Below are 23,109 nucleotides of genomic sequence, written 5' to 3' on the forward strand. Positions count from 1 at the left end.
GCCGTTCATGTAAACGATCCTGGCCTTGTCAGCGAATATTCAGATGGCGTGGAGGTGGCAATACAAGAGGCCGCTGGCAGGGCTGCCCATCCCCTCCTTACTCGACCGCATCTCGAACCACATTCCGACCACCAGTCCTGGAGACCCGGATGACCCCCGCACACCCCGTCTTACGCGCACGCCTTGCCGACCACCTACCCGCACTGCGAGCCACACTGAGCCAGCAACGCCGCTTCCGCCTGCAGCAGCTGGCCGAACTCGAAGCCGAAATCGACCGCGGCACTGCACCCACCAACGCGGCTGATACGGCCAGGCATGAGGTCACCATCAAGTTGGCCGCGGCAGCACGACAAGCGTTGGCCGACGTCGATGAAACCCTCACGCTCATCACCGCAGGCCGTTACGGCCGCTGCCGCGGCTGTCACAGTGAAATACCAATCCACCTCCTGCGGACCATTCCCACTACACAGTGGTGCCTGAACTGCCGTCAGCAGCATCTCCCTCCCCCCGACGGTTCCCGCCCGATACGCGGACAGCTGCCTCGCACAGCCTCCCGAACACCGCGACGCAACCTGGCGGCCGAACGAGAATTCCTCGCATGCCGTTGACATGACCGTCGACGCCCGATGCCTTCTCGTGCGACGGGCGGAACGCTGTCGACAAACGCGACAGCAAGCCCTCACATCAGTGGCGCTCACCAAAACCACTGCCACACAAGGGAAAACACGCACGCGAACCGAAAGGAGAACCCAGCTCCTGGGGAGAACACCGAGACGCATCAACATGCGTCCTCGCCAACATCCCAGTCAACAAGATCTATTGACGAAGAAAGCCGCAGATCCGCGAAAAAATACGCTGACCTGCGGCTTTACTGCACTACATCTGTGGGCGAAGGGGGACTTGAACCCCCACGTCCCGAAGGACACTGGCACCTGAAGCCAGCGCGTCTGCCATTCCGCCACTCGCCCGAGCGACTGGGAGACAGTATCACGCGGGTCGGCGAGACACGAAATCGCCTGTTGACGGCACGCGAGTGCGGTCCGGACAGGCGCGGGAACCCCGGCTGGCTTCCGGGAGTTACAGGTGTGGACGATCGTGGATATCATGCAATGAACGTGGTCGATACGCGACACGCCATATGCGCGTGTCGTTGTTATGAAGCAACACAGAACGCGCACCGAAGGGAGGCCGAGATGGGCATCGTTTCTCGATTCGAGCGTCGCCTGCAAGGCGCCGTCGGTGACGTGTTCGCCAGAGCCTTCGGGGGCAGTGTCGTTCCCCAGGAGGTGGAAGCGGCACTCAAGCAAGAGGCCGCCGACAATATCCAGGATCTGGGTGGCGGACATCTGTTGGCGCCCAACAGTTATGTGATCACCATCAACACCTCTGATCACCAACAACTCGACGCCGACCACGACCTGACCACCCGCGCGTTCGCCAAACACCTTCAGGACTACATCCGCGAGCAAGGCTGGCAGACCTACGGCGAAGTACACGTGGCATTCGAGGCATCACCTACGCTGCACACCGGACAGTTCAGGGCGAGCGGTCGGGTCGATCCCGACATCGGCCGCAGAGCCACCTCGGCTCGCAGCCCCGAACCCACGCCACAACGACCTGCACACCCGCAACCAGGAGCTGGCCCCATGACGCAGAACTCAGGCTACGACCCAAGCCGTGAGCCCGCGGAGTCCGATCCACGCAACCGCGGGTACGCACCGCCGCCTGCGGGGCGGCCCGGGCCGCCGAACGGTGCGTACCGCGACGACTACGGCCGGGGCGGCGCACCCTACGGCGGTGGCTCCGACTACCAGGCGCCGGACTCGCAGCAGGGTTACGGCGACTATCAGAACGGCTACGACTACCAGCAGGGTGGCCAGGGCTACGGGCAGCAGGCCTACCAGGAGCCCGGTTACGGTCAGCAGGGCTACGACGAGCGCGGCGGCTACGGCCAGCAGCAGGGTGGCTACGCCGACCAGGACTACGGCCAGCAGGGTTACCAGGAGCCCGGTTATGGCCAGCAGGGCTACGGCGAACAGGGCTATGGCCAGCAGGGCTACGGACAATCCGGCTACAACGAACAGGGCTACGCCGACCAGGGCGGTTACGGTCAGCAGCCGGCCTACGGCCAGCAGGGCTACGCGCAGTCCGGCTACGGCGAACAGGGTTACGCGGAACCGGGTTACGGCGAGCAGGGCTATGCCGCGCCCGAGGAGCAGGGCGGCTACGGCCAGGCCTACTCGCAACAGCCCGGCTACGGCGCCCAGGGCGGCGGCTACCAGGCCCCCGCGCCCGCGTATGGCGGTGGCGCACAAGCCGGTTCGGGGTACTCCGCGACGCTGCAGCTCGACGACGGCAGCGGCCGCACCTACCAGCTCCGCGAGGGCAGCAACATCATCGGCCGCGGGCAGGATGCGCACTTCCGACTGCCGGATACCGGAGTTTCCCGCAGGCACATCGAAGTTCGCTGGGACGGGCAGACCGCGATGCTCTCGGATCTGGGTTCGACCAACGGCACGCTCGTCAACGGCTCCCCGGTTCAGGACTGGCAGCTGGCCGACGGCGATGTTATCCGCGCCGGGCACTCCGAGATCCTGATCCGTATCGTCTGATCCCGTAAGCTCGCGGTGCAGGTCACGACATGGCGTACAGGGATTCTGCGGCCGTATCGTGATCGAACTCGACCCACGGCCCTATGATGCTGCCTACACACGCGCGTCGCCAGGACCGGGGCTCGCGAAACCAGCAAGCCGGTGGGGGCGAACTCGCACCTACGGCACCGACGTACACGGTCGAACAGGAGGTGGAGCGCCGTGCAGGGACTGATCCTGCAATTGACCCGTACGGGGTTCCTGCTGCTGTTGTGGTTATTCGTGTGGGCGGTACTGCGCACCCTGCGCAGCGACATCTACGCGGCATCCGGCATCCGGATCCAGCCCAGGGCCGCACGCGGTTCCGCGGTGCTGCCGTCTTTCAGCCGAGGCCAGAAGGGCGCCAAATTTCTTGTGGTGACTCAAGGTTCACTTGCCGGCACTCGCATCTCGCTCGGCACCCAACCGGTGCTGATCGGCCGTGCGGACGACTCAACGCTGGTACTCACCGATGATTACGCCTCGACCAGACATGCGCGGCTCTCACCGCGCGGTGACGACTGGTACGTCGAAGACCTCGGTTCGACGAACGGCACCTACCTCGACCGCGCGAAAGTCACCACCGCAGTCCGAGTTCCACTCGGAACCCCCGTCCGTGTCGGCAAAACAGTGATCGAGCTGCGATCGTGACACTTGTTCTCCGCTACGCAGCGCGCAGCGACCGCGGTCTTGTCCGAGGCAACAACGAGGACTCCGTCTATGCGGGCGCACGGCTGCTCGCACTAGCCGACGGTATGGGCGGCCACGCCGCAGGCGAGGTGGCATCGCAGTTGATGATCGCCGCGCTAGCCCATCTCGACGACGACGAGCCCGGCGACGATCTGCTCGGCAAGCTCAATACCGCCGTCCACGAGGGCAATGCCGCCATTGCCGATCACGTCGAGGAAGAGCCCGAACTCGACGGCATGGGCACCACGCTCACCGCAATCCTGTTCGCGGGCAAGAAACTCGGCCTGGTCCACATCGGTGACTCGCGCGCCTATCTGCTGCGCGGCGGCGAGCTGGCCCAGATCACCCGTGACGACACCTTCGTCCAGTCGCTGGTCGACGAAGGCCGGATCACTCCCGAGCAGGCGCATACCCATCCGCAGCGCTCGCTGATCATGCGCGCCCTCACCGGCAACGAGATCGAGCCGACGCTGATCATGCGTGAGGCCCGTGCCGGCGATCGCTATCTGCTCTGCTCCGACGGACTTTCCGATGTGGTCAGCGATGAGACCATCGCCAACACCATGCGCGAGGGCAGCACCGACGAATGTGCCGATCGTCTCATCGAACTCGCCTTGCGCAGCGGCGGCCCGGACAACGTCACCGTGGTCGTCGCCGATGTCATCGATCTGGACTACGGGCAGAGCCATCCGATCGTCGCGGGCGCGGCATCGGGTCAGGACGAGGACACCCCGCCGCCGAATACCGCCGCCGGCCGAGCCGCCGCGATGCGTCCGCCGCGGGCCGAACCGCGCCGAGCCGCCGCTACACCGGAGACGCCGCCGCAGAGCAACTCGCACAAGTTGCGCTGGATCCTGCTCGCGGTCGCCCTGGTCCTGGCAGCGGCGGTCGGATTGCTGGTCGGCTACAACATGATTCGCAGCAACTACTACGTCGGCGCGGATAGCGACCAGGTCGTCATCATGCGCGGGCTGCCGGGTTCGGTGCTGGGTTATTCGATCCACGAGGTCGAGACGATCGGCTGCGTCGACCCGACCGGCGCCCTCGCCCTGAAGCAGCCGGACGAGACGCTGCCGCCGAAGTGCAAGGCGCTCAAGGTTTCCGATCTCAAGCAGACCGGACACGACCAGGTGGACAAGGGACTGCCGCCGGGTTCGCTGGACGAGGCGCGCAAGCAGATGCAGATGCTGGCGCGCAACGAGCTGCTGCCCGTCTGCCCGACCAAGGAATCGGTGCCGCAGCCCGGCGTCGTGCCGCCGAGCGAGCCGCCCACGCAGCCCGGGGTCCCCGCGCCGACGACGGTCGCGCCGACCACCGAGAACCGGCCGCCCGCGCCCGAGCCACAGCCGGGTGAGACCAAGAGCCCGGACACCAAGACCCCGACGGCGACGACGTCGCCGAACCCCCAGACGGCGGGGGAACCTTGCCGGGTGACGGACTGATGTCCGCTCCGGCACCGCCGTCCGCTGGAGCCTTTCCCAGTCCACCCGGCGGATTCGCGCCAGCGCCGCCGCCGTCGACGAAGCGCAATGCCGAACTCGTATTGCTCGCGGGTGCGACGGGCATCGTCACCGTCTCGCTGTTTCTGGTCGAGGCGAGTCAGGAACAATCGGTCACCTGGGATATCGCCAAGTACGGTCTCGCCTATCTGGCCCTGTTCGCGGTGGCACATCTCGCGGTGCGCCGCTTCGCACCGTTCGCCGATCCACTGCTGTTACCGATCGCCGCGCTACTCAACGGACTCGGCCTGGTGCTGATCCATCGGCTCGATCTCGCCGATGCGCAGACCGCCGCTTACAACTCGTGGCCGATCCCCTCCCCCGACGCCAATCAACAGATCCTGTGGACGGGTCTGGGGATGATCATCTTCATCACGATCCTGGTCGTGCTGAGCGATTACCGCACGCTGGCCAAATACGGCTACACCCTGGGCCTCGTAGGCCTTGTCGCGCTGGCGATTCCGGCACTGCTGCCCGGGGCGTATTCGGAGACCAACGGCTCCAAGATCTGGATCAGGTTGCCCGGATTGAGCGTGCAGCCGGGTGAATTCGCGAAGATCCTGCTGATCATCTTCTTCGCCTCGGTGCTGGTCGCCAAGCGCGATCTGTTCACCGCGGCCGGTCGGCATTTCCTCGGCATGGAGTTCCCGCGCGCCCGCGACCTCGGACCGATTCTGGTGGTCTGGATCGTCTGCATCGGCGTGCTGGTCTTCGAAAAGGACCTCGGCACTTCGCTGTTGATCTTCAGCACGGTGCTGGTGATGCTCTACATCGCAACCGAGCGGGTCGGCTGGCTCGTCATCGGCGGCGCGCTGCTGACCATCGGATTCTTCTTCGCCTACCAGGCCTTCAGCCATGTCCGGGTGCGTACCCAGACCTGGCTGCACCCGTTCGCGGACTACAACAACACCGGCTACCAGATCTCGCAGTCGCTGTTCGGCCTGGCCACCGGCGGATTGGCGGGCACCGGCCTCGGCAGCGGGCGGCCCTCGCAGGTGCCCTTCGCCAAAACCGACTTCATCATCACCACCATCGGCGAGGAACTCGGCCTGTTCGGACTGGCCGCAGTGCTGCTGCTGTTCCTGGTATTCGTGGTGCGCGGTCTGCGGACCGCGCTCGCCGTGCGCGACAGCTTCGGCAAACTGCTGGCCGCCGGGTTGTCGTTCACCATCGCGATCCAGCTGTTCGTGGTGGTCGGCGGTGTCACCAAGCTGATTCCGCTGACCGGTCTCACCACCCCGTTCATGTCCTACGGCGGTTCGTCGCTGCTGGCCAACTACGCGCTACTGGCATTGCTGATCAAGGTCTCCGACGCGGCCCGAGCCCCGGCGCCGGTGCGCAAGAAGGATCCGGTGGCCCCGATCGCGGATGCGACCACCGAGCTTCTGCGCAAACCGGAAGCGAGGCCGCAGGAATGAATACGCCGCTACGACGGGTCGCGGTCGCGGTGATGCTCATGATCGTCGCCCTGCTGCTCAACGCCACCTATGTGCAGGTGATCAAGGCCGACGACTACCGCACCGATCCACGCAACTCCCGCGTGCTGCTCGACGAATACGCCCGCCAGCGCGGACAGATCTCCGCGGGCGGCACCGTGCTGGCCAGTTCGGTCGCCACCGACGACCGCTACAAGTACCTGCGCACCTACCCCACCGATCCGGAGGCGTACGCACCGGCCACCGGCTTCTACTCGATGCAGTACGGCAGCACGGGGCTCGAGCGCGCCGAGGATACGGTGCTCAACGGTTCGGACAATTCGCTGTTCGGACGCCGCCTGATCGATATGATCTCCGGACGTGATCCGCGCGGCGGCAATGTGCTCACCACGCTGGATCCGATGATGCAGCAGGTCGCCTACGAACAGCTGACCGCCAAGGGCTACACCGGTTCCGTGGTGGCGATCGAGCCGAGTACGGGCAAGATTCTCACCATGGTGTCCACCCCCAGCTACGACCCGAACCTGTTGTCCGGGCACGATGGCGCCCAAGGCACCAAGTCTTGGGAAGAGCTGAGTGCGGACCAGCGCCAACCCATGTTGAATCGTGCTGTGTCGCAGACCTATCCGCCGGGCTCCACCTTCAAGGTGGTCGTCACCGCCGCCGCGTTGGCCAACGGCACCGCAACCCCGGACGACCAGTTCACCGCCGCGCCGAACATCACGTTGCCGGGGACAAACACGACGCTGGAGAACTACAACGGCTCCACCTGCGGCAGCGGCCCCACCGCGACGCTCACCGAGGCGTTCCGCAGATCCTGCAATACCGCATTCGTCGAACTCGGTCTCAAGGTCGGCTCCTCGAACCTCAAGGACGAGGCCGCCGCATTCGGCATCGGCCCGCACCGCGGCATCCCGATTCCGGTGGCGGAGAGCACCGTCGGCACGATTCCGGACAATGCCGCATTGGCCCAGAGCAGCATCGGCCAGCGCGATGTCGCGCTCACCCCACTGGACAACGCGGTCATCGCCGCGACCGTCGCCAACGGCGGCGTCCGCATGGAGCCGTACCTGGTCGATCAACTGCAGGGACCCGATCTGAGCGAGCTCTCGAAAAATAAACCGGTCTCGGTCGGCCAAGCTGTCAGCGCCCAGGTAGCGTCGACGCTGACCAACCTGATGATCGCGTCGGAGGACAACACCGTCGGACACGGCCAGACCCGGTATCAAATCGCCTCTAAGACCGGAACCGCCGAACACGGAAGCAATCCGCGCAATACGCCACCACATGCCTGGTACATCGCCTTCGCGCCCGCGCAGAACCCCAAGATCGCCATCGCGGTGATCGTGGAGAACGGCGGCGACCGGGCGTTGGCCGCCACAGGTGGCTCGGTAGCCGCGCCGATTGCCCGCGCGGTGTTGGACGCCGGTTTGCGAGGGCGCTGAGAGATATGAACGTGCGAGTGGATGTACGGGGGCCGGGATGCTGAACAACGGCGCGATGATCGCCGACCGATATCGGCTGCAACGCCTGATCGCCACGGGCGGTATGGGTCAGGTATGGGAGGCACTCGACACCCGGCTGGACCGCCGGGTCGCGGTGAAGGTGCTCAAATCCGAGTTCTCCGCCGACCCGACCTTCCGGCACCGGTTCCGCAGTGAGGCCAAGACCACGGCCCAGCTGAATCACCCGGGTATCGCCGGAATCTACGACTACGGCGAGACCATGGATCCCAGCGGCGGGGAAACCGCTTATCTGGTCATGGAATTGGTGCAGGGTGAACCGCTCAACACGGTGCTGAACCGGCTCGGGCGGCTTTCGGTGGCCCAGGGTCTGGACATGCTGGAGCAGACCGGTCGCGCACTCGAGGTCGCGCACGCTGCGGGCGTCGTGCACCGTGACGTCAAGCCGGGCAATATCCTCGTCACGCCGACCGGTCAGGTGAAGATCACCGACTTCGGCATCGCCAAGGCCGTCGACGCCTCCCCGGTCACCAAGACCGGCATGGTGATGGGCACTGCCCAGTACATCGCGCCTGAGCAGGCGGTCGGCGAGGACGCGACCGCGGCCAGTGATGTGTACGCACTCGGTGTGGTCGGCTACGAGGCATTGGCCGGGCAGCGACCGTTCAGCGGCGACGGCGCGATCACCGTCGCGATGAAACATGTGCGCGAGGCCCCGCCGCCGATGCCGTCCGATCTGCCGTCCAATGTGCGCGAGCTGATCGAGATCACCATGGGCAAGGATCCGACCCTGCGCTATGCCAGCGGCGGCGAATTCGCCGACGCCGTCGCCGCCGTGCGTGCCGGACGGCGCCCACCACCGCCGGTCACCACCGCCGGACCGACTGCGACCGGTGCGACCCGAGTGCTGCCGCCCGGCCCGACCGTGATTCTGCCGTCGCATGACCACGATGGCCAGACGGTCCGGTACAACACCCCGACCTCCATGGGGGTCGGGGGCGCAGCTTCGACCAGACAAACGCCCGCCGGCGCGCCCAGGACGGTGATGAGTTCCGGCGCCACCCGCGCCAACCCCGGGCCCGGTCCGGAGACCTCGAAGTTCACCACCGGCCAGAAGGCCGGCGCGGCCGTGGCCGTCGGCGCGGTGCTGCTCGTCGGACTAGTTTTGTGGCTGCTCTTCGGCGGCGATACCAATCCGGATACTGTGCGCCCGGTCACCACCACCACGAAGGTCGTGCCGCCGCCGGTCACCACGCCGCCGCCGACGACAACCGAGGCGCCGACGACCGAGGTCACCACGACCAGACCGGCGCCGCCACCGCCGCCGACCACGGAACCGACAACGACAACGCAGCCGCCGACCACAACGCCGAGTACCACAGCGCCGAGTACGACGAAGTCGTCGAAGACGACGAGTCCGTCCACCACCACAAGAGGCTCGTGGTTCCCAACGCTCGATTTACCATTTCCGGATAGTCCCGGTGCCCGAGGACCCTCGGCCACTCCAGGCGCTGCTACTCCGCAAGGACAACCATGACGACCCCGAAGAATCTCTCCTCACGCTACGAGCTGGGTGAGATCATCGGGTTCGGCGGCATGTCCGAAGTCCACAAGGCGCGCGATCTACGGCTCAGCCGGGACGTCGCGATCAAGGTGTTGCGTGCCGACCTGGCCCGCGACCCGACGTTCTACCTGCGCTTCAAGCGCGAGGCGCAGAACGCCGCCGCACTGAACCATCCGGCCATCGTCGCGGTCTACGACACCGGTGAGGCGGAGGTGGACGGCGGCCCGCTGCCGTACATCGTGATGGAGTACGTCGACGGTGACACGCTGCGGGACATCGTGCGCGGTAAGGGTCCGATACCGCCGCGCCGGGCCATGGAGGTCGTCGCCGACGTCTGCGCCGCACTGGATTTCAGCCATAAGGCCGGAATCGTGCACCGCGATATGAAGCCGGCGAACATCATGATCAATCGGGCCGGCGCAGTGAAGGTGATGGACTTCGGCATCGCGCGGGCGATCGCCGACAGCTCCAACCCGATGACCCAGACCGCGGCCGTTATCGGTACCGCGCAATATCTTTCGCCCGAGCAGGCACGCGGTGAGACCGTCGACGCCCGCTCGGATGTCTATTCCGTCGGCTGTGTGCTGTTCGAAATCCTCACCGGCGAGCCGCCTTTCACCGGTGACTCCCCGATCGCCGTTGCCTACCAGCACGTCCGGGAGGATCCGCGGCTGCCATCGCATGTCCACAACGGAGTGCCGCGCGAGTTGGATTCCGTCGTGCTCAAGGCGATGAGCAAGAATCCGGCCAACCGGTACCAGTCGGCCGCCGAGATGCGTGCCGATCTGATCCGCGTGCTCGGCGGCCAGAAGCCGAGCGCGCCGATGGTGATGACCGACGAGGACCGCACCACCATCCTCGGCTCGAACGAACCGGCACCGCGCAACTTCCGCACCGTCGAACGCAATGACGACACCGCCGAGCAGGAACCCGCCGAACCGGCGAGTCCGCGCCGCAATCTCTATATCGCCCTCGGCGCCGCCGCGGCGGTCATCGTCGCGTTCGCCCTGTTCTGGGTGTTGATCGGACCGGGCGCGCGCCCGGATCAGGTCGCCATACCGGACCTTTCGAACAGATCCGCGCAACAGGCCCAGGACTCGCTGCAGAAGCTCGGCTTCACGGTGGCCATCCAGCAGAAGCCGGATAACAAGGTCGCCACCGGCAATGTCATCTCCACGCAGCCGCTCGGCGGCTCCCGGGTCGACAAGGGCAGCACGATCACCGTGCAGGTCTCCTCCGGACCGGCGCAGGTGCAGATTCCTCGGCTCGACGGCATGACCCAGGAGCAGGCGGAGCAGCAGCTGAACGCCAGTGGCTTGCGGATGGATCCGAATGTGCAGCGCAAGCCGTCGAGTGCGCAGGAGACGGACAAGGTGATCGGCACCGATCCCTCGGCGGGCTCGCGCGTCGATGTCGACCGGGCCATCGTCGTGATTCTCGGTTCCGGACCGGAGCAGATCCGGGTGCCGAATGTGGTCGGTCAGGACATCAGCGTCGCGCAGCCGAATCTGGTGGACAGCTCCGGTTTCAAGATCAACATCCAGGAGGTGCCGTCCTCGAAGCCCAAGGGCGAGGTGATCTCGACCAACCCGGCGGGCGGCACGAGCGCGGACAAAGGGTCGACGGTCACCGTACAGGTCTCCAGCGGCGACATCGTCATGCCGAGCCTGGTCGGCCTGACCACGGCGCAGGCGGTGGACAAGCTGCGGCAGGCGGGTTGGACCGGCACATCGGCACAGATCAGCCAGACCACCCAGGGCACCTTCGATACCAATAGTGTCGGCCGGATCGTCAGCCAGCAGCCCGCGGCAGGGTCTGCGATCGGGAAGAACGGAACGGTTTCGATCACCACCTACGTCCTCGGTCCGCCGTAACAGCGGCCGACCTGGCACGCCACCTCGACGACGATCAGCTCAGCGAATTCGTCACCGCCGTCTACGGCCACGCCCTGACGCCGATCAGGAAAGATCCAGGTGGCAATTCATCGACATCGCCGCCTCGGCCAGCTCCGTCAATTCGACCACCTCGACGCCGTGCTGCCGGAGTTGCTCGACCCCGACACAGTTGGTCACGAAGGTCGTCGGTTCCCGCCAGGCGATGACGACGCGCGAAATCCCGGCCCGCAGAATCCGGTCGGTGCACGGCAGCCGGGTCGCGGTGGCGCGCTGGGAACACGGTTCGAGGGTGCTGTAGATCGTCGCTCGCGCCAGCCGAGGATCGTCCGCGTCGAGCTTGTCGAGCGCGGACTCCTCGGCATGGACCTTCTCGTCGGTCTCGCGCGAGTAGCCGGTCGAGATCTCGACGCCGTCGGCCACAACGACCGCGCCGACGGAGAATGCGGTCGGGCTGGGCGGGCACAGCCGCGCCAATTCGATTGCCCGGCGCATGAATTGGATATCGGTCTGTTCCTCGGACTTGCGAGGCAGGTAGCGCAGCAATGCGATATCGCCGATCCGAGTGACATCGGCCAGGTGCATTCGGCGGGCCGGGTAGCTCGCGGGGCCGAGAAAGCGCGGCGCCGCGGCATGTCCGACGACGATCGGCGCGACCGCCATCTGCAATTCGTCGGCCAGGTCCGCCGCGAGAAACTGCGTGTGGACGCGGGTACCGCCCTCGACCATGAGCCGGGCGATGCCGCGGCGGCCGAGATCGTCGAGCAATGCTCCGAGGTCGATATCGACACCGAGCGGGACCACCTCCGCCAGACCCGCCAACCGATCGCCGAGCTTCGCCGCACCGGCGTGTGTGGTGTAGACGAGTTTGTCACCGCCGTGGTGCCAGAACCGCAGCTCGGGATCCAGATCACCGCGTGCGCTCACGGCGATCCTCAACGGGTACTCCGGTTTTCCGGCCGCGATACGCGCGGCCCGCCGGTCCGCACTGTTGACCAGCAACCGCGGATTGTCGCGTCGCAGCGTCTGCGCACCGATCAGGATCGCGTCGGACTCCGCACGCACCTGATCCACCCGATCGAAATCCGCGGCATTGGATAGCTTCAGCCGCTCCGGACTCGCATCGTCGATATATCCGTCGACACTGACCGCGACGGAAAGTAGGACATAGGGCCGACGCGTCACTGGGTCACCAGTGCCGCGACCTCCGCCTCCAGCATCTCCACCAGCCCCTCGGACGGACGCTCGCCGCATACCTCCAGCCAGTTCGCCAACATCCGGTGCCCGCCCTGGGTCAGCACCGATTCGGGATGGAACTGCACGCCGTGAATCGGCAGTGTCCGATGCCGCATGGCCATCACGATCCCGGACTCGGTGCGCCCGATCACCTCGATATCCGCGGGCAAGGTGTCCTCGAGGACGGTGAGTGAGTGGTATCGGGTCGCGGTGAACGGGTCGGGCAGACCGGCCAGCACGCCCGTGCCGAGATGGAAGACCGAGCTGGTCTTGCCGTGCAGCAACTCCGGCGCGCGAGTCACGGTGCCGCCGAACGCCTCTCCGATGGCCTGATGGCCCAGGCAAACCCCGAGCAGCGGAATGCTGTGCCGGGTGCAGGCGTGCACCAGATCGATGCTCGCGCCCGCTCGATCCGGAGTGCCAGGTCCGGGGCTGATCAGAATGCCGTCGTATTCGGTGACGACCGCGTCCAGATCGGCCAACTTCGGGTCGTCATTGCGCCAGACCACGGCCTCGGCACCCAACTGGCCGAGGTACTGCACCAGGTTGAACACGAAGCTGTCGTAGTTGTCGACGACCAGTACACGCATGCTGACGAGATTACGTGGCGACCCGGCGGACCGTCGCCCGCATTACCAGTTGGGATAGCCTAGAGGCAGACCGGAGGGGACCTGAGCCCTCACCCGGACCGTCTCGGCCCCCGCCGGATCGGGTTCTGTGGTGCGCGAGCTCGGCCATAATTCAACCGAATCCCGCCCGCCGGTACCCGACCTGAACGCCGAACACGAGGACGAAATGCCCAAGTCGAAGGTCCGCAAGAAGACCGACTACACGATCAATCCCGCCAGCCGCACGCCGGTCAAGGTGAAGGCGGGGCCATCCCCGGTCTGGTACGTCGTGATCATGCTCGGCTTCATGCTGGCCGGGCTGGTCTGGCTGCTCGTCTACTACCTGGCCAACGACCGCATCACTTGGATGGCGGATCTCGGAGCGTGGAACTTCCTGATCGGCTTCGGTCTGATGGTCGTCGGCCTGATCATGACCATGCGGTGGCGGTGACCTGGCGCAATAACGCCAGGATTACAGACGTGTCATTAATGCACACCTGTGGATAACCGTGTGGACAACTCGAGGAACGATTGGGGAAAGTGACACGTGGATCCCGAATCCGATTCGCCTGATCCGCTTCCCGAACCACGCACCACCTGGACCACGCCGATGGCCGCTCTCGTTGCGGTCACCATCGGCGGTGTGGTGCTGGCCGGTGCCGCCATCCTCGCCAAGGATGGACCGAGTCGGCTGCTGATCGGATTGGCGGCGATCGGCCTGCTGGCCTTGGCCGGACTCGGATTCCGACAGCGCCCGCGACTGAGCATCACCGCCGATCCACAGCCGCGACTGGTGGTCCGCACGCTCACCGGACCGACCGAATACACCCGCGATCAGATAATGCGGGCCCGCGTCGTCGGCTATCGCCGTCTCGGCCGCAAGAATCCCATGCTCGAAATCGATGTCGAGCACCACGGCGACGAACGCCTGCTGATCTTCGGCCGCTGGGACCTCGGCACCAGTCCGGACGAGGTCTTCGAAACCCTTGTCGTACACGGACTGGCGCAGTAGCCGCGCGCCGAAGGCGCGCGGCGGCAACGTTTCACGTGAAGCATCTACCGCAGCGATATCGCCGCGGCGACGATGACGGCGAGTGCCGCCACGGCGACGGCGGCAACCGCGGCCCAGCCGATCAGCCGTGCGTTCTCCTGGGATTTCGCGCGCAACCACTCGGGCAGGAACAGAATGCCGAGTGCGGCAAGGGTGCCCGCGGCGAGTCCGCCGAGGTGTCCGGCCAATGAGATACCGGGCAGCGAGAAGCTGATGAAGACATTGATGCCGATGAGGATCAACATCTGATTCGGATTCTGTCGCACCCGGATCAGGATCACGGTGATCGCGCCGAACAGTCCGTACACCGCACACGATGCGCCCGCGGTGAGGCTGTCCCTGGCGAAAACCATCACGGCGGCCGAACCGCCGAGCAGTGACACCAGGTAGACCATCAGATAGCGCACCCGCCCGAGCACCGGCTCGATACTGCGGCCGACCACATACAGCGCGAACATATTGAGCAGCAGGTGGATCGGACCGTAGTGCAGGAAGCCGGAGCCGATCAGCCGCACGTACTGACCGTGCGCGACCGCGGACGGATAGAGCACCCAGTCGATGTACAGCGCGGAATGCCCGGTGTTCTCCACCAGACTCTTCGATTGGCCCGCGGTGACCGCGAAGACGATCGTGTTCAGCGCGATGAGCGCATAGGTGACATACGGAATCGGAGTACGCGCGGTCTGCGCACCGGCGACGGTTCGCACCGGCCGGACCTCACTCTGCCCCTGACGGACACAGTCGACACAGTGCTGTCCGACCGCCGCGGGTCGCAGACATTCCGGACAGGCAGGCCGCCCGCACCGAGTGCAGGCCAGGCCCGTAGGACGATTGGGGTGGCGGACGCACGTCGGTGCGGGCGGTTGAGCGTTCATCGGATTATTCGATAGTGATCTTGGAGATGGTGACGGCTTCCTTGGGACGGTCGTTGCGATCGGTCGGCGCGGTCGCGATGGCATCGACGACCTTGCGCGAATCGGGGTCGACGACCTCCCCGAAGATGGTGTGCTTGCGGTTCAGATGCGGCTGCGAACCGACGGTGATGAAGAACTGCGAACCATTGGTGCCCGGTCCCGCATTCGCCATCGCCAGCAGGTAGCCGCGATCGAAGCGCAGCTCCGGGTGGAATTCGTCGCCGAATTCGTAGCCGGGTCCACCGCGTCCGGTGCCGGTCGGGTCACCACCTTGAATCATGAACCCGTCGATCACCCGGTGGAAGCTCACGCCGTCGTAGAACGGGCCGGAGGTGCCGCCGCTGGCGTTCTCCGTCTTGTACGGTGCCGATCCGTCGGCCAGGCCGATGAAGTTCCGCACCGTCTTCGGGGCGTGGTTACCGAAGAGCGAGATCTTGATATCGCCGTGGTTGGTGTGCAACGTGGCCACGGCGGTCTGGTTCGGTGAGGTCACGCCGCCCATCGTGCCACGATCCTCGCAATCTTCGCCGCACCGGGCCGGGTGCGGCTGTGATCTGGGACTACTGCGCGATGCGCAGGTATGTGCCACAGTTGTCGAATGACCTTGGGGCGCCTACTCACCTCCGCACGTTCTCGTAACCGTCTGATTGCCGCGGTCGTCGTCGCGCTGGCCGGTGGCGTGGCCTGGTTGGTCCGCAGCAAGCGTCCACAACCGCCGGAACCGGCGCTGGCGCCGCCGCGAATCGGCTACTCCCGCAACGGTTCCGCGCCGACTCCCTTGGCGGGCGCCGGCGCGGACAACGGTCGCTGACTCCCCGCTCCGATCCCGGTCAGCGGCTGACGGTGCGCTTGTACTGCCGCAGCGCGAGCGGGATGAACACCAGCAGGATGATCACCACCCACGCGAGCGTGGTCGCCACCGGATGCTGCATGGACCAGGCGTCCGATTTCGGCGCCATCGGACTGGTATTACCGAACAGATCGCGGGTCGCCTGGGTGACCGCCGAGACCGGATTCCATTCGGCGAATACCCGCAGCGCCGTCGGCAGATTCTCGAGCGGCACAAAGGTATTGGCCAGGAATGTCAGCGGGAAGATCACCATGAAGCTGGCGTTGTTGAACACCTCGGGCGCGCGGACCAGCAGGCCGACCACGGCCATGATCCAGGAGATCGCGTACGCGAACAGCAGCAACAGCACATAGGCCAGCACCGCGTCGAGCAGTGATCCGCGAATCCGCCAGCCGACGACATAACCGGTCAGCGACATCACCACCAGGCTGACCACATTGATCACCACATCGCTGATGGTGCGCCCGACCAGCACGGCCGACGGCGCCATCGGCAGCGAGCGGAACCGGTCGATAATGCCCTTCTGCATGTCCTCGGCCAGGCCCAATCCGGTGAACGTCGCACCGAACACCACCGACTGCGCGAAGATGCCCGCGATCAGGAACTCCCGGTACCCGCCCGACATGCCGGGCACCTCGATCGCCGAGCCGAAGATATAGGCGAACAGCAGTACGAACATGATCGGCGACAGCGTCGAGAAGATCAGCACGTCGGGTACGCGCTTGATCTTGATGACATTGCGCTTAGCGATGGTCACGCTGTCGGTGCAGACGATGGTGAGTCGTTCGCCGAGCGGCATGCGGGTTCGGGTGTCCACGGTCGCCGCGGTCATCGCTTGCGTCCTTCCGTTGCTTCCAGCCGATCCGCAGGCTTGTCGCCATTGCCGTTGATCAACTCCTCGGCCTCGTGACCGGTGAGCGTGAGGAAGACATCGTCCAGCGACGGACGACGTAGACCGACATCGTGGATCTGCACATTGTGGGTGCTCAGCCTGCCGATGGCATCGACGAGCGCCTGCGATCCGTCACTGACCGGAACGGTGATCCGGCGCAGTCCGGGTTCGAGGTGGATCTCCCCGTCCGCCAAGCCCTTCAGCGCCTCCTGGGCGGTCGCGAGATTGTCGGCGTGGTCGACGGTGAGTTCGATGCGGTCGCCGCCGACCAGGGTCTTGAGTTCATCCGCGGTGCCGCGGGCGATCACCTTGCCGTGGTCGATCACCGCGATGGCATCGGCCAGTCGGTCGGCCTCCTCCATGTACTGCGTGGTGAGCAAGAGGGTGGTGCCACCGGCGACCAGTTCCTCGATGACATCCCAGAGGTCGAGGCGCGCACGCGGATCGAGTCCGGTGGTCGGCTCGTCGAGGAAGAGCACCGGTGGATTGGCCACCAGCGCGCCGGCCAGGTCGAGCCGTCGGCGCATGCCGCCCGAATAGCCCTTGACCGGTCGATCGGCGGCATCGCTCAGTCGGAAGCGCTCCAGCAATTCCCGCGCGCGCTCCTTACTGCGCTGCACGCCCATGTGATAGAGCCGGCCGACCATCTCCAGATTTTCGAATCCGGTGAGGTATTCGTCGACGGCGGCATATTGCCCGGACGCGCCGATACGCGAGCGCAGGGCCTGTGGATTGCGGAGCACATCGATACCCGCGACGGTCGCGCGGCCGGCATCCGGAATGAGCAGGGTGGTGAACACCCGGACCGTGGTGGTCTTACCCGCACCGTTGGGTCCGAGCAATGCGGTGACGGTACCCTCGGGCACCGCCAGGTCGAGTCCATCGAGGGCGACCAACTGGCCGTATCGCTTGACCAGACCCTCGGCGACGATTGCGTCGGGCATGATTCTCCTGAGGTTCGCTCGCTCCGGGCGAGGTGACCATTACCCGAGTCAGTATTGCCCTGTGCACCGACAATTTCCGGTGTTTTTTCGTCGACCTGGGCTTTACCAGCGATCGATGGGTGGAGTTGCCACCGAACACAAACGGTCGCATCCCGTTCCGGGCGGTGCTCGGGGGTGCCGGATCGGGATGCGACCGGTTTCGATCCTGCCGCCTGGTCCCCGTCCGATCGCGCGTAGCGCACTACCCGATTCGGGCCCGGCCGGTACTCGGGTTCCGCGGGCCCGACATGCCCGTGCCCGAACGACACGCGACAAATCCGACCGAATCTGCCGTCCGGTCGAGGAACCCAGGAGTGATTCCGGACGCACAGCAACCGGTCGGCATGGTTTTCACATTCACCGCGACCGCTCAGTGAGCAAACGCCCCGGCTGTAAATCCCTGCGCGACAACATTTTTGACAACAGTCACCGAATGGGCGAGCAGGCCGACAACCGACCGGTCCGGCTACCTGGGCGGCGTCCGCGCCCGTCGCAGGTGAGCCGTCCCGAAAAATCTTGGAAAGTGGTGATCCCCACGCACACACAATCCCGGAACATCGCGTAGGATCATTGACGTCGGCCCCTCCCCCCCGGGCCGACCTTACGCGGGCCTCGGCTAACTCCCCCCCTTCGCCGAGGCCCGCTCCCCATTTTCGGGGCAGGTCAGCCCCGCTCAGCTATCTGTCGGCACCGCCGGATTCTCCGCCATGCCCACCGATAGCCAGGCCGCCGTCAACCGTTGCGCCCGTACCTTTCCGGCGGTCGCCAGCAACCGACGATCCCGCTCCCACCGTTCGCGAACGACCGGATCGGCCTGTGCCCACAGCGGCTCCAGTTCCGTAAGTACCTGTTCGAAATATGCGTACGCGCCACCCAGTGCGATATGCCCGCCTGGCGAGGTCGGCCGATCCATATCGAGACCACGCACGAAGGCCACCGCGGCGAGTAGCCGCTGCAGCGTCGCCTGCGGCCAACCGGACTCGCGCCCGACTCGCACCAGCCAGCCGAGGGTAGCCGCGAGCACATGGACGTCCTCGATGGTGCGGAACGGTTTGAGGTAATCCGTGTACCCGTCGCCGGCCAACGGCTCGGCCGCGGCATCGGTGAATGTCACCGAGGCGTGTGGGATTTCGGGTGCGAAAGGTACCGCGGGCAGATTCGTCACATTGACGCCGGGCTGTGCCGCATCGACCAGTACCGCGCGCAGCCGGTTGCGGCCGTCGGCCGCCGTGCCCGCGCTGGCGATCACCAACATCCGCCGCGCGAGGATCCCCAATGTGGTGAAGGTCTTGGTACCGTTCACCCGCCAACCGCCGTCGGTCTCGGTCACCTCGGTCGCGATCGCGGACGGATGCGCGCCACCCGCCTCGGTCGCGGAAACCGCGATCAGCTCATCGGCCGCGAGTTCGGGCAGCAACGCACGCAGCGCCTGCTGATATCCGGACAGGAATGCGAAACCCAGTCGGTCCGCACCGAATCCACCGGCGATCGCTATATCGATCGTGGTATCGAACCGCTCGGCGGCCGCCCGATGCCGCGTCCACGCATCGGTGATCGACTCGAGCGGTGTCGGATCGAGCGCCTCGGTCAGCAGATAGTCGAACACAGAGTCCACTCGTGCACGCTAACCGAGAATCGTCGCCCGGCTCGCACCCAGGAAGCCGGCGACTACACCGCAATCCTTATCCGGAGCGCGGCGATGCGACAGCAGAATCTCAGGATCACCAGGTATCACTGACTCGTCATCCCCCTCGTGAGGAGCCTGACCAGTGACGAAACCAGATCTCGCGCGCCGAAGGGCGCTGTACGACGCCGAGGCGCGACTGTCGTGGGTGCTCGCCGCACTGGCCGGTCTCATCGGAGCCGCAGCCTTTATGCATACCGAGGGCTACTTCGTCACATTCATGACCGGCAATACCGAGCGCGCCGTTCTCGGGTACTTCCACGACGAACCCGATATCGCCGTCGCCGCGGCCCTGCTGATGATCTCGTTCCTCGCGGGCGTTGTGGTGTCTTCCTGGTGCCGCAGGCGCTACTGGTCCGGTCATCCGCACGGCCCGACCCTGCTCACCACGCTCAGCCTCGCAGTCGCATCCCTGCTGGACGGCATCATCTACTGGGCGACGAGCGCCACCAATATCGACCTCATCCCGATCCTGTTCGTCGCCTTCGGCGTCGGCGCGCTCAACACCTCATTCGTCAAGGACGGCGAGGTCTCGATTCCCCTCAGCTACGTCACCGGCACCCTCGTCAAAATGGGCCAGGGCATCGAACGCCATATCAGCGGTGGCGATTACGCCGACTGGCTCAACTACTTCCTGCTCTATACCGCATTCTGCGCGGGAGCGCTGCTCGGCGGATTGCTGAGCCTGGTCGTCGCGGGCTGGGCCATGCTGATCACCGCCACCGTAGTGTGTCTGATCACTACCTGCTACACCTACCTGCACCTGGACCGCCACGGCCCGCCAACGACGAGCTGACCCACGTGCGCGCCGTCGAGGCGGCGGATACGGTTGTCCGGTGGGGAGTTTCGAGGATCCGACGCCGGATCACCTTGCGGCACTTGCACAACAGAGCACCTGGGCCGAAGTCCGACCGCTATTGCGGCCGATTCTACGTCCGACGACCTACAAGCAGGCCGCACTCGACAACCTGCTGCACCGCTGGCCCGAGGCCACCGAGATCGACATCCGGTTCGTCAGCCGTCCGGCCTTCCCGTTTGTCGACGAATTGGTCGCGATCGACCTGCCGAACACGCGCACAGTCATCACCTACTCGACCATGGCGCTCTGGCCGGTTTCGGCCGACGAGGTCTTCGCGGCGGCCCGCGACAATCTGGAAGCCATTGCGCAGCCCCATAATCCGCGCGGCAATGCCATCCTCACCAGCACCGATCGCGACGGCAGCGCATACCTCACCTCCTGGCCGCTCGCCCCGGGTTGGTTGGCGAGCTTCAGCCAGCGCTACGCCGGTCGCCGCCCTGTCGTCTTCATGCCCGATATCGACACCCTGATCGTGGTCCCCGATATCCCACACCTGCTCGCCCGCGTCTACCGCCAGGTCGAGCAACAGTATGTGGATGCACGCCAACGCCTCTCGCCCCAGGGCTACACCCTCGACGAGGACGACACCGTCGTCCCCTTCGATCGTGCGGGCCGACACGAACAACACCAGGCTGCCGTCCGCGCCGGATACCGGCTTGCCATGTGGGAGTATGCCGTCCAGGCCCACTGGCTCACTCAGGCGCTCGAACGCGACCTCGAATTCACCCGCTACGACCTGAAGATGGCCATCGTCGGCGACATAAAGCCGGCAGGCACCGACACCCACCCCTACACCTACACCGTCTGGGGCCAAGGGGTCGACTACCTGCTGCCCGCCGCGGACTACATCATGTTCGCCGACAACAACGCCGTTCCCGTCTGCACCGTCCCGCTCACCGCGGCACTCGAAATAACCGGCCTCACACCGATTCCCGGCATGTCCCCCATTCGTTTCGAGGCCCGTTTCTGGCCCGATGACACGATGCTCACCCAGTTGAAGCAGGCCTCGGTCGCCCTGTGAATCAGGCCGGGACTCGGTCCGCATATCCGAACTCCCACGGCGAACCTGTGCAAAGATGGCACATCGCTCGAACCGCACGACCTTGCACGATGCAGGCCTAGTCGATTACGCGCAGAGCTTCACGCATTGGCCGTCCGCCCACTCGGCGCGACGCCCGGCCTTATGGACGCAGCGACCATCGCATTTCGCGTCACTCAAAGCTGTTGATGAGTAAGAGATTTCGTTATGTCCAAGGGACGGAAGGCCGAAACCGTTCGAACCCGGAAAGGATGTATGAATAAGTGAAACCCGCGGATGAGATCCTCGAGCTGACCGATGAGTTCTATCAACATCCGCACGAGGTCTACGAGGCTTTGCGTAAGCGCGGCCCAATCCATCGCGTCCGCTTGGACGGGGTGCTCGGCTGGATGATCGTCGATCACGATGTGGCGAAACAAGCCTTCGTCGAGCCGACCATCAGCAAGAAGATCGGATCGCCGCGGGGCCAGGCCGTCATGGCCAAACACGGCGCCGACGGCCAGTACAACGGCGCCATCAACGACAACATGCTTTTCGCCGACCCGCCGCAGCACACCCGCCTGCGCAGCCTCGTCGCGAAGGCGTTCGCGAGCCGCGCCATCCGGGATCTCGGACCGCGAATCGAGCAGATCGCCGACACTCTGCTGGATGACCTGACCACCCGCGAATCCGCCGACCTGATCGACAGCTATGCCTTCCCGGTACCGATCTCGGTGATCTGCGAATTGCTCGGTGTGCCGGACGCGGACAAGGACGAATTCCGAGCCTGGACGGCCATTCTCGTCGACGACTCGGCCGACATCGAGAAGCGCACCAGCGCCGGCCTGAGCTTCTTCACCTACCTGACGGACCTGATCGCCGAGCGCAGCGAACACCCCCTCGACGATCTGCTATCGGAACTCATCGTCGCGAAAGACAACGATGACCGACTCGACCAGCAAGAACTCATCTCCATGCTGTTCCTGCTGCTGACCGCCGGCCACGAGACCTCGGTCAACCTGATCGGCAACGCACTGCTCGAGTTGCTGATCGACCCCCGAGCGGCCGACCGCCTGCGCGCCGACCCGAGCAAGATCCCCGACTTCATCGAGGAAACGCTCCGCTACCAGGGCCCGGTCCATTTCGGCACGGCTCGCTACACCACCGCCCCGATCACCTTGGGAAACCAAGACATCGACGCGGACGAATTCATCATCATCTCCATCGCAGCAGCCAACCGCGACCCACAGCGATTCGCCGATCCGAGCCGATTCGACCCCAACCGCAGCGACACCCGGAACATCGCATTCGGCCACGGTATCCACTACTGCATCGGCGCCGCCCTGGCCCGCATGGAAGCAACCATCGCCCTCACCCGCCTACTGGCCCGCATCCCGGCAATGTCACTCGACGTACCGGCCACCGATCTGACGTGGCGCAAGAGCCTCCTCATCCGAGGCCTGACCACCCTCCCCGTCCACCTCTCCACCACCGCCGAGATCGCTACCCGCGCCGCAAAGATTCCCGACACGGCGGACCCAACCGCTCCCTGGACCGAACCCGACAACCTCGACGAGCCGCAGTTTTCAACGGTCTAGCCAGCCCCCGTCGGCCCCCTAGCGGCACCCCTGAAGTGGCCGCCCCACGCAACCACAACCGACGGGCTGGGGCTGGCGCAGTATCCGGGCAGGCGAGCCAGATTTGACCGTCGATAAACAATGCCGCCTCGAGCACTGCGGGCAGTGAGAACATTGTGGAGACCCAATTTCATCGAAGTGAGGGATCTCTTGAACCGTGCCATGCTGAGTGCATTTGCCGCCGGGGCGATTTCGCTGACGAT

General features: G+C 65.4%; 21 protein-coding genes and 1 tRNA gene. 14 read left to right on the forward strand and 8 right to left on the reverse strand.

Annotation, left to right across the window (positions count from 1 at the left end; translation table 11 throughout):
• Positions 1 to 149: 149 nt before the first annotated feature.
• Positions 150 to 608: a TraR/DksA C4-type zinc finger protein gene (locus OIE68_RS32450; protein WP_327094789.1), complete on the forward strand. Its 459-nt coding sequence runs from the start codon at positions 150 to 152 to the stop codon at positions 606 to 608.
• Positions 609 to 885: 277 nt separating this feature from the next.
• Here OIE68_RS32450 and OIE68_RS32455 read toward each other — a convergent pair.
• Positions 886 to 968: transfer RNA gene (locus OIE68_RS32455), tRNA-Leu, on the reverse strand.
• Positions 969 to 1,193: 225 nt separating this feature from the next.
• Between OIE68_RS32455 and OIE68_RS32460 the strand changes: the two genes are divergently transcribed.
• The 7 genes from OIE68_RS32460 to pknB all read left to right on the forward strand — a co-directional run bounded on the left by OIE68_RS32460 (position 1,194) and on the right by pknB (position 11,156).
• The gene (locus OIE68_RS32460; RefSeq protein ID WP_327094790.1) at positions 1,194 to 2,612 is read left to right on the forward strand and encodes a DUF3662 and FHA domain-containing protein; all 1,419 of its coding nucleotides are present in this window, start codon (positions 1,194 to 1,196) and stop codon (positions 2,610 to 2,612) included.
• A 201-nt stretch (positions 2,613 to 2,813) separates the two neighbouring features.
• Positions 2,814 to 3,281 (forward strand): FHA domain-containing protein FhaB/FipA, encoded by a 468-nt coding sequence (locus OIE68_RS32465; protein WP_327094791.1) that lies wholly within the window; start codon positions 2,814 to 2,816, stop codon positions 3,279 to 3,281.
• Positions 3,278 to 4,762, forward strand: a complete 1,485-nt coding sequence (locus tag OIE68_RS32470) for a PP2C family protein-serine/threonine phosphatase (RefSeq protein WP_327094792.1) — start codon at positions 3,278 to 3,280, stop codon at positions 4,760 to 4,762. The genes OIE68_RS32465 and OIE68_RS32470 overlap by 4 nt, the downstream gene beginning before the upstream one ends.
• Complete coding sequence (locus OIE68_RS32475) at positions 4,762 to 6,237, forward strand: FtsW/RodA/SpoVE family cell cycle protein (protein ID WP_327094793.1); 1,476 nt, start codon at positions 4,762 to 4,764, stop codon at positions 6,235 to 6,237. The genes OIE68_RS32470 and OIE68_RS32475 overlap by 1 nt, the downstream gene beginning before the upstream one ends.
• The gene (locus OIE68_RS32480; RefSeq protein ID WP_327094794.1) at positions 6,234 to 7,700 is read left to right on the forward strand and encodes a penicillin-binding protein 2; all 1,467 of its coding nucleotides are present in this window, start codon (positions 6,234 to 6,236) and stop codon (positions 7,698 to 7,700) included. The genes OIE68_RS32475 and OIE68_RS32480 overlap by 4 nt, the downstream gene beginning before the upstream one ends.
• 37 nt (positions 7,701 to 7,737) lie before the next feature.
• Positions 7,738 to 9,255, forward strand: a complete 1,518-nt coding sequence (locus tag OIE68_RS32485) for a protein kinase domain-containing protein (RefSeq protein ID WP_327094795.1) — start codon at positions 7,738 to 7,740, stop codon at positions 9,253 to 9,255.
• Positions 9,252 to 11,156: a Stk1 family PASTA domain-containing Ser/Thr kinase gene (gene pknB / locus OIE68_RS32490; RefSeq protein WP_327094796.1), complete on the forward strand. Its 1,905-nt coding sequence runs from the start codon at positions 9,252 to 9,254 to the stop codon at positions 11,154 to 11,156. The genes OIE68_RS32485 and pknB overlap by 4 nt, the downstream gene beginning before the upstream one ends.
• 84 nt (positions 11,157 to 11,240) lie before the next feature.
• Here the strand turns inward: pknB and OIE68_RS32495 are convergent, their stop codons facing one another.
• Positions 11,241 to 12,359 (reverse strand): dihydrofolate reductase family protein, encoded by a 1,119-nt coding sequence (locus OIE68_RS32495; RefSeq protein ID WP_327094797.1) that lies wholly within the window; start codon positions 12,357 to 12,359, stop codon positions 11,241 to 11,243.
• Positions 12,356 to 13,000, reverse strand: coding sequence for an aminodeoxychorismate/anthranilate synthase component II (locus OIE68_RS32500; RefSeq protein ID WP_327094798.1), 645 nt, complete (start codon positions 12,998 to 13,000; stop codon positions 12,356 to 12,358). The genes OIE68_RS32495 and OIE68_RS32500 overlap by 4 nt, the downstream gene beginning before the upstream one ends.
• A gap of 205 nt (positions 13,001 to 13,205) precedes the next feature.
• On the opposite strand from OIE68_RS32500, the gene crgA reads away from it, so the two are divergent.
• Both crgA and OIE68_RS32510 read left to right on the forward strand, forming a co-directional pair.
• Positions 13,206 to 13,469 (forward strand): cell division protein CrgA, encoded by a 264-nt coding sequence (crgA, locus tag OIE68_RS32505; protein WP_040697865.1) that lies wholly within the window; start codon positions 13,206 to 13,208, stop codon positions 13,467 to 13,469.
• A 159-nt stretch (positions 13,470 to 13,628) separates the two neighbouring features.
• Positions 13,629 to 14,030: a PH domain-containing protein gene (locus OIE68_RS32510; RefSeq protein WP_327101897.1), complete on the forward strand. Its 402-nt coding sequence runs from the start codon at positions 13,629 to 13,631 to the stop codon at positions 14,028 to 14,030.
• 44 nt (positions 14,031 to 14,074) lie between these two features.
• Here the strand turns inward: OIE68_RS32510 and OIE68_RS32515 are convergent, their stop codons facing one another.
• Both OIE68_RS32515 and OIE68_RS32520 read right to left on the reverse strand, forming a co-directional pair.
• The gene (locus tag OIE68_RS32515) at positions 14,075 to 14,944 is read right to left on the reverse strand and encodes a rhomboid family intramembrane serine protease (protein ID WP_327094799.1); all 870 of its coding nucleotides are present in this window, start codon (positions 14,942 to 14,944) and stop codon (positions 14,075 to 14,077) included.
• A 4-nt stretch (positions 14,945 to 14,948) separates the two neighbouring features.
• Complete coding sequence (locus tag OIE68_RS32520) at positions 14,949 to 15,476, reverse strand: peptidylprolyl isomerase (protein ID WP_040697863.1); 528 nt, start codon at positions 15,474 to 15,476, stop codon at positions 14,949 to 14,951.
• A 105-nt stretch (positions 15,477 to 15,581) separates the two neighbouring features.
• On the opposite strand from OIE68_RS32520, the gene OIE68_RS32525 reads away from it, so the two are divergent.
• Positions 15,582 to 15,794 (forward strand): hypothetical protein, encoded by a 213-nt coding sequence (locus tag OIE68_RS32525; protein ID WP_327094800.1) that lies wholly within the window; start codon positions 15,582 to 15,584, stop codon positions 15,792 to 15,794.
• 19 nt (positions 15,795 to 15,813) lie between these two features.
• Here OIE68_RS32525 and OIE68_RS32530 read toward each other — a convergent pair whose 3' ends face one another.
• The 3 genes from OIE68_RS32530 to OIE68_RS32540 form a co-directional block, all read right to left on the reverse strand.
• A complete protein-coding gene (locus OIE68_RS32530; protein WP_040697862.1) occupies positions 15,814 to 16,632 on the reverse strand; it encodes an ABC transporter permease in 819 nt (272 codons plus the stop codon).
• A gap of 29 nt (positions 16,633 to 16,661) precedes the next feature.
• A complete protein-coding gene (locus OIE68_RS32535; protein WP_327094801.1) occupies positions 16,662 to 17,669 on the reverse strand; it encodes an ATP-binding cassette domain-containing protein in 1,008 nt (335 codons plus the stop codon).
• A gap of 712 nt (positions 17,670 to 18,381) precedes the next feature.
• Positions 18,382 to 19,323 (reverse strand): acyl-CoA dehydrogenase family protein, encoded by a 942-nt coding sequence (locus OIE68_RS32540; protein ID WP_327094802.1) that lies wholly within the window; start codon positions 19,321 to 19,323, stop codon positions 18,382 to 18,384.
• Between the two features lie 154 nt (positions 19,324 to 19,477).
• On the opposite strand from OIE68_RS32540, the gene OIE68_RS32545 reads away from it, so the two are divergent.
• The 3 genes from OIE68_RS32545 to OIE68_RS32555 all read left to right on the forward strand — a co-directional run bounded on the left by OIE68_RS32545 (position 19,478) and on the right by OIE68_RS32555 (position 22,867).
• Positions 19,478 to 20,188, forward strand: coding sequence for a YoaK family protein (locus OIE68_RS32545; protein WP_327094803.1), 711 nt, complete (start codon positions 19,478 to 19,480; stop codon positions 20,186 to 20,188).
• A gap of 40 nt (positions 20,189 to 20,228) precedes the next feature.
• A complete protein-coding gene (locus OIE68_RS32550) occupies positions 20,229 to 21,272 on the forward strand; it encodes a hypothetical protein (RefSeq protein WP_327094804.1) in 1,044 nt (347 codons plus the stop codon).
• A gap of 281 nt (positions 21,273 to 21,553) precedes the next feature.
• Positions 21,554 to 22,867, forward strand: a complete 1,314-nt coding sequence (locus tag OIE68_RS32555) for a cytochrome P450 (protein ID WP_327094805.1) — start codon at positions 21,554 to 21,556, stop codon at positions 22,865 to 22,867.
• Positions 22,868 to 23,109: the final 242 nt, after the last annotated feature.

It is taken from the genome of Nocardia vinacea, from assembly GCF_035920345.1.
Taxonomy (GTDB): domain Bacteria; phylum Actinomycetota; class Actinomycetes; order Mycobacteriales; family Mycobacteriaceae; genus Nocardia; species Nocardia vinacea_A.

What these genes read in the sequence shown, in the direction of transcription:
- OIE68_RS32450 (WP_327094789.1), top strand. Translation starts at nt 150, where the DNA reads ATGACCCCCGCACACCCCGTCTTACGCGCACGCCTTGCCGACCACCTA.
- OIE68_RS32460 (WP_327094790.1), top strand. Translation starts at nt 1,194, where the DNA reads ATGGGCATCGTTTCTCGATTCGAGCGTCGCCTGCAAGGCGCCGTCGGT.
- OIE68_RS32475 (WP_327094793.1), top strand. Translation starts at nt 4,762, where the DNA reads ATGTCCGCTCCGGCACCGCCGTCCGCTGGAGCCTTTCCCAGTCCACCC.
- OIE68_RS32480 (WP_327094794.1), top strand. Translation starts at nt 6,234, where the DNA reads ATGAATACGCCGCTACGACGGGTCGCGGTCGCGGTGATGCTCATGATC.
- OIE68_RS32485 (WP_327094795.1), top strand. Translation starts at nt 7,738, where the DNA reads ATGCTGAACAACGGCGCGATGATCGCCGACCGATATCGGCTGCAACGC.
- pknB (WP_327094796.1), top strand. Translation starts at nt 9,252, where the DNA reads ATGACGACCCCGAAGAATCTCTCCTCACGCTACGAGCTGGGTGAGATC.
- OIE68_RS32500 (WP_327094798.1), bottom strand. Translation starts at nt 13,000, where the DNA reads ATGCGTGTACTGGTCGTCGACAACTACGACAGCTTCGTGTTCAACCTG.
- crgA (WP_040697865.1), top strand. Translation starts at nt 13,206, where the DNA reads ATGCCCAAGTCGAAGGTCCGCAAGAAGACCGACTACACGATCAATCCC.
- OIE68_RS32510 (WP_327101897.1), top strand. Translation starts at nt 13,629, where the DNA reads ATGGCCGCTCTCGTTGCGGTCACCATCGGCGGTGTGGTGCTGGCCGGT.
- OIE68_RS32515 (WP_327094799.1), bottom strand. Translation starts at nt 14,944, where the DNA reads ATGAACGCTCAACCGCCCGCACCGACGTGCGTCCGCCACCCCAATCGT.
- OIE68_RS32525 (WP_327094800.1), top strand. Translation starts at nt 15,582, where the DNA reads ATGACCTTGGGGCGCCTACTCACCTCCGCACGTTCTCGTAACCGTCTG.
- OIE68_RS32530 (WP_040697862.1), bottom strand. Translation starts at nt 16,632, where the DNA reads ATGCCGCTCGGCGAACGACTCACCATCGTCTGCACCGACAGCGTGACC.
- OIE68_RS32535 (WP_327094801.1), bottom strand. Translation starts at nt 17,669, where the DNA reads ATGCCCGACGCAATCGTCGCCGAGGGTCTGGTCAAGCGATACGGCCAG.